Origin of the sequence: Dietzia sp. DQ11-44, assembly GCF_014145205.1 — a bacterium.
In the GTDB taxonomy this organism is placed as follows: domain Bacteria; phylum Actinomycetota; class Actinomycetes; order Mycobacteriales; family Mycobacteriaceae; genus Dietzia; species Dietzia natronolimnaea.
In genome coordinates this window covers 1-5833 of sequence record NZ_JAALEC010000232.1, presented here as the reverse complement: position 1 = coordinate 5833, position 5833 = coordinate 1, and the positions used below count along the sequence as shown (strand labels likewise).

Genomic DNA, 5833 nt, shown 5'->3' with positions numbered 1-5833 from the left:
TGCTACTGGGATGGCGTTCGACGCGGTCGACCACCCAGTACGCCACGGGGATCTTGAACCCGGCAAGGTGCTCGCGCAGGGCGTGCCCGACGGCGTCGAGGTCCCGCGGGCCGGTGCCCGGCGAGGAGTCCGGCGATGAGCCCTGTGCGGCATCCGCCCACTGGACCACGGCGCCGACCCGGTGCCCGAACCGCTCGTCCGGGACCCCGAACGCCACGGCGTCCTCGATCCCGGCCACCGCCTTGAGCGCGGCCTCGACCTCCTCGGCGAAGATCTTCTCGCCGCCGGAGTTGATCACCTGACTGGCCCGGCCGAGCATGATGATCGTGTCGGGGCCGTCGTACCGTCCGCGGTCCCCGGTGAACACCCGGCGGCTGCCGGCGATCTCCCGGAAGGTCTCGGCGGTCTTGGCCTCGTCCTTGTAGTAGCCGGCGGGCTGGTACCCGCTCTTGACGATCCAGCCGATCTCCTGCGAGTCGTCGGGCAGCGGTTCGTCGAAGTCGTCGACGAGCTGCAGGGTGGTACCCCTGGGGATCCGTGGTCCGTGGTCGGCGAAGAGCGACCCGTCGTCGAGATCGGCCTTGGTCACCACGCCCAGGCCGCCGAAGCCGCCCTCGGACGAGCCGAACGCGTCCATGATCATCAGATCGGGACGGAGCTCGAGCAGGTCCGCCTTGACCGAGGGCGAGAACAGGGCGGCTCCCGAGGAGACCATGAACATGCTCGAGGTGTCGGGGTCGGTCCGCCGCATCAGATCCACGAGTGGCCGGACCATCGCGTCACCGGCCACCACGGCGACCTGGATCTTCTCGGTCTCGATCTCCTCCAGGACGTCCGCGGCCCGGAAGTGCGGGAGGTAGTGCATGGTGCCGCCGGCGAACAGGCCGGTGAAGCTGGGCATGATGCCCGAGGTGTGGATGAGCGGGAGCAGGATGAGGTAGCGCATGGGGTCACCGCCCAGACCCGCCCTGGACTGGTGGAACTCGTCGGGCACCGGCTCACCCGTGTGGTAGTCCGCGCCACCTCCGAGGCTGCGCCACAGGTCCTCCTGACGCCACATCACACCCTTCGGTTTGCCCGTCGTGCCACCGGTGAACACCAGGTAGAGATCGTCGCCGCTCCGCTCCACCCCGGGGCGCTCCGCCGACGCCGCCTCCAGGGTCTCGCGGGCGGGGAGGACACCGTCCGGAAGGGTGTCGACGCCCGAGCCGTCCTCCACCATGATCGTGTGCCGGACGGCGTCGAGCCCTCGTACGGCCTCGGTCACCGCGGCGCCGAACTCGCGGTGGAACACCAGCACGCTGGTGTCGGAGTAGTCGTAGAGGTAGCGCAGCTCCGGGCCCGAGTAGCGGTAGTTGATGCTGATGGTCACCGCCCGCAGTTTGAGGACTCCGAGGATCAGCGCCAGACAGTCCACCCCGTTGCGCAGGTGCACACCGACGTGGTCGCCGGCCCCGACGCCCAGGGAGGCGAGCGCCGAGGCCCACCGGTTGGCCTCGGCCTCCAGGTCGGCGTAGGTGAGACGACGTTCGCCCTCCACCACCGCCAGACGGTCGGCGCCGTAGGCGTCCACGGCGTGTTCGAAGAGGTCGGCCAGGTTGTGTGCCATGTGGTGTCCTCCGTGACGGGGTCGGGTGTGCTGTCTCGGGCGAGCGTCCGGTCTCAGACCGGGGTGATGGGCAGTGGCGTGCGGGCCGGTCCGAAGTCGAACGCCGCCCCGGTGCTGATCCGGGTGACGGCGACCTCGTCGGACTCCTTCGCTGGTACGTCTCCGAGCCGGAGGACGGCCTCGACCCGGGAGCCGTCCGAGGGCACGCGCTCCACGGTCCAGTGCGGGTCGACCGCCTGTGCCGCCGCGGCGAGGGGGCGCAGGCCGTCCCGGGCGAGCAGGGGCATCCAGGTGTCGTCGGCGAACGCGTCCGCCGCGGTGTCCCAGGTGACGGTGACGCTCGCGCCGTCGCCGGAGACCGACGACGAGTACCCCGTGTAGGCGGTCGGACCGGCCAGCGGGTGGAGATCGAGCACGGCGGCCAACCCGTGTGCGTCCCCCTCCACGCCGAGGACGTCTCGGATCCGTCCCGCGGCGACCCCCGCGATCCCCGTCGCCTGGTAGGCGAGCAGCCGGTCCGCGGTCTCGGCGTCCGACCGGCGACGCACCGACTGGTGGAAACCCACCGCCAGCAGGTGCATCTGCAGGTACACCTCGCGGGTCATGCGGACGAGCGCGGCCGCGGTGAACTCGGGGAAGCTCAGATCCGTCAACAGCGGACCGGCGTAGTCGTCCCGAGGGCCCTCACCGGTGGTGTCCCGCGGTTCCGGCGGCTCGAAGGCGAAGTCGATCAACCGGCTGCTCGCGGACTCGACCGCCGGCTCGGGCCACGCCGCCGGCTCTGAATCCGGGTCGATCCGCACGGTCCAGTGACAGTGCGGCGTCCGGCCCTCCGGGCTGCGCGGCGGACGGTGGACGGGCTCCACGACGGCCCGGGGGTTGGTGGCCAGCGCGGTGGCCGGGAAGGTGGGGTCCTCGATGTCGTGGCACATCGTGGTGACGAGCCGGTCCCCCATCGGTTCGACGTCCATCAGCGCACCGCAGTGGTCGAGCCAGAACTCGCCGTGGTCGTGGTCGGTGACCGCGTACCGGAAGTCCATGAACTCCGGCGGCGCCCCCACATCCAGTTGGAAGCCCTTGAAGATCTCCGCGACGCCGTCTCCCGTGATCGACAGCGCCTCCTTCATGCGCCGGGTGTAGTGCGGGCTCGCGGCCTGCCACTCCTCGATCGCCACATCGCGCATCCCGTCCACACCGAACTCGCCGAGCAGGGCCGGCATCCCCGCCCGGTCGATGAGCTGGCCGATCAGCAGCAGGTCGGGCAGCAGCCTGGCGAGCCTGGCGTGGTCGAGGGACTCCAGGGGGTCGCTGTTGACGATCCGGTCGCGCGCGGCCACCGGACTCAGACCTCGTCCGGGGCGGACACCGGCCACAAGGGGGCCGGGCTGTCCTCGATGCGATACCACCCGGCCGGCTTGTCCCCGGCCGCCTCGAACCGGGCCTTCATCGAATCGGTGAGCGCGTCGGCCTCGTACATCCGCATGAACAGGTCCACCACGTTGCCGAAGTCGAAGAAGTCGCGGTGCCACTTCCACTTCTGGTCACCGTTGTAGAGGAACCACGACCCGCCGAGCCCGTGGACCTCGTACGGCTTCCCGGTCTTCGGGTCGACGGTGTCTCGGGCGATCTGCTTCCACAGACAGAGCACGTCGCCGGTCTCGGGGTCGATGATGGTCCGGATGTAGGGGTACTCCCAGCCGTCGAGCCCGGCCATCTCCTGGCCCAGCGCGATGTCGCGGATCTCGTCCCGGCCGACGGCCATGAAGTCGTCCTTGGTGCCGTAGTTCCAGCCGTAGGTGGCGTCCTCGGCGTAGAAGTCGGCGAGCGGGGTCCAGTCCTTGTTGCGCTCGCACTCGGCGTTGGCCTCGATCCAGCGCTGCACGAACTCGGCGATCTCGGCGCGGTCGTATCGGGTCACGTCACTCACTCCTGGTGGGTCTGGTTCTCGACGAGGCGGAGTGCCTGCGTCGGGCAGTACTTGACGGCGGCCTTGACGGCCTCGAGCTGGTCGTCGGGGACCACGCCCCGCTTGGCACGCACCTTGGCCTCGGAGCCCTTGCCGACCGTGAACCAGTCGGGGGCCTCCGCCTGACATTCGGCGTGCCCCTGGCACAGGTCGAAGTCCACCTCCACCCGCATCGGCTGCTGCCCGCTCACCTGCGCTGCCTCCTCCGGTAGCGGACGGTGCACGGCTGGGCCAGCTGGACGACCATCTTGGAGTGGTCGTTGTGGTAGCTCTCGGGCGGCTGCGCGAGCTCGAACTCGAACTCCCGCAGCAGGATCGAGAAGATGGCCTTGATCTGCAGCTGGGCGAACGCCGCGCCCACGCAGCGGTGCCGTCCGGCGCCGAAGGGGATCCAGGTCCACCGGTTGACGATGTCCTCCTGGCGCGGCTCGGCATAGCGTTCCGGGTCGAAGGAGTCGGGGTCCGGGAAGTCCTCCGGCAGCCGGTTGGAGACCGCGGGGGACGCCGCGACGGTCTGCCCGGCGCGGACGACGTGGTCGCCGATCTGCACGTCCTCCTGCGCCACCCGCATGAGGATGATCAGCGGCGGGTGCAGACGCAGCGTCTCTTTCAGGGCGTTCTCGACCCTGGGCATCTGACGCAACGCCCCGAAGCTGTACTCGGCCCCGTCGGAGTAGACCTCGTCGAGTTCGGCGACCACCTGCGCGAGGTAGTCCGGGTGCTTGAGCAACTCGATGAGCATCCACGCGCTGGTACCGGAGGTGGTGTGATGTCCGGCGAACATCATGGAGATGAAGATGCCGGTGACCTCGTCCGGGGTGAACCGGTACGTGCCGTCGTCGTTCTTGACGGAGACCAGGACGTCGAGGAGGTCGCGGTCCTCCTTGCTCGCCGGCGGCTCGGCCATCCGCTGGTCCATGATCCCGGAGACCAACTCGACCAGCCCCGCTCGCGCCGCGTCCCGCTTGCGGAACGCGGGGATGTCTGCGTAGGCGTCGATGTACGCGTGGGGGTCGGTGCCCTGCTCGAGATCGTGGTAGAGGTGCGCGAACCGGGCGTCGAGCTGCTCGCGGAACTTCGGACCGATCAGGCACGCCGAGGAGGTGTAGATGGTGAGCTCGGAGAACCACTCGAGGAGGTCGATCTCACCCTCGTCGCCCCACTCGCCCACCATGCGCTGGACCTCGCGGGGGATGGTGACGGCGTGCTGGCGCATGTGCTCGCCGCGCAGCGCGGTGTTGTGCAGCATCTCCGAGCGGCGCTCGGGGCTGGCGTCGAACACGACGCCCTCACCGAACACCGGCGTCATGAACGGGTAGGCGGCGGCCTGGTCCAGCGACTCGTCCGGCGCACGGAAGAAGGCCTCGTTCGCGGCCGCCCCGGAGGCCAGGCAGATGTCGCGGTCGACGATCTTGAACACGCCGAGGTCGCCGCACTCCTCACGGACCCGCCAGAACAGGCCGATCGGGTCGGTACGGAGTTCGTCCATGTGCCCGAGCTCCCCCTCGCCGTCGGAGACCCGACGCGGCTCGGTGAGGGTGGAGAAGTCCGTGGGCTTGTCGGTGGAGCTGTCGGTACTGGTCACGAGTAGTCCTCCTCGATTGGGGCCTCCGGCTGGATCTCCAGCTCGGTGATCTGGGCGCCGCGGGGCATCGACACCATGGCGGCGACCCCCCGGGCGAGGTCGGCCGGCTTACACATGCGCGGGTGACGACCGAAGCCGTGCTTGACCCAGTCGTTGATGACCGACTCCGCGGTCTCCGGGTCGAACTCGGTGCCCATCTCGGTCATCACCGGGCCCGGGCGGACCACGCCGAGGCGGATCCCCGTGCCCTCGAGTTCCTTGCGGGCCTGGTGGGCCATGGTCTCCAGGCCGGCCTTGGCCGCGACGTACGCCCCGGAGCGGGGCCGGGCTGTGTAGGCGACGTCGGAGCCGATCAGGACCACGTCGCCCCGACGGCGATCGACCATCCCGGGGACCACCGCGTGGAGCAGCCGCTGCACGGCGAGCAGGTGGATGTCGATCTGCGAGGCGAAGTCGTCCGGCTCCATCTCCCACACGCGGGCCATCTTCAGGGTGCCCGCGCTGGAGACCAGGACCTCGGGAGGGCCGTACGCCTCACCGGCGGCGGCCACGAACGCCGCCACCGACTCCGCGCTGGTCACGTCGACCGGTCGTGCGGTGGCCCGTCCCCCGGCCTCCCGGATCCGGCCCACGAGGTCGTCGAGGCGGTCGGCGCGGCGGGCCCCCACGACCA

6 protein-coding genes are annotated in these 5833 nt (G+C 70.1%); all 6 read right to left on the bottom strand.

The genetic code is table 11. The features are described from left to right. Positions 1 to 1609 (bottom strand): AMP-binding protein (locus G6018_RS06790; protein ID WP_182639220.1); only part of this gene is annotated, 1609 nt, incomplete at its 3' end. A 53-nt stretch (positions 1610 to 1662) separates the two neighbouring features. Beyond that, positions 1663 to 2946 (bottom strand): hypothetical protein, encoded by a 1284-nt coding sequence (locus tag G6018_RS06785; RefSeq protein WP_338404124.1) that lies wholly within the window; start codon positions 2944 to 2946, stop codon positions 1663 to 1665. A gap of 5 nt (positions 2947 to 2951) precedes the next feature. Further along, positions 2952 to 3527, bottom strand: a complete 576-nt coding sequence (locus tag G6018_RS06780) for a nuclear transport factor 2 family protein (protein WP_179525949.1) — start codon at positions 3525 to 3527, stop codon at positions 2952 to 2954. 5 nt (positions 3528 to 3532) lie between these two features. Beyond that, positions 3533 to 3748 (bottom strand): ferredoxin, encoded by a 216-nt coding sequence (locus G6018_RS06775; RefSeq protein WP_095717619.1) that lies wholly within the window; start codon positions 3746 to 3748, stop codon positions 3533 to 3535. A gap of 14 nt (positions 3749 to 3762) precedes the next feature. Then, positions 3763 to 5064: a cytochrome P450 gene (locus G6018_RS06770; RefSeq protein WP_095717665.1), complete on the bottom strand. Its 1302-nt coding sequence runs from the start codon at positions 5062 to 5064 to the stop codon at positions 3763 to 3765. 92 nt (positions 5065 to 5156) lie between these two features. Then, the coding region (locus G6018_RS06765) for an SDR family oxidoreductase (protein ID WP_182639219.1) at positions 5157 to 5833 on the bottom strand (677 nt) is incomplete at its 5' end.

Coding starts and splice junctions, on each gene's coding strand:
- G6018_RS06775 (WP_095717619.1), bottom strand. CDS start 3,748: ATGCGGGTGGAGGTGGACTTCGACCTGTGCCAGGGGCACGCCGAATGT.
- G6018_RS06770 (WP_095717665.1), bottom strand. CDS start 5,064: ATGGACGAACTCCGTACCGACCCGATCGGCCTGTTCTGGCGGGTCCGT.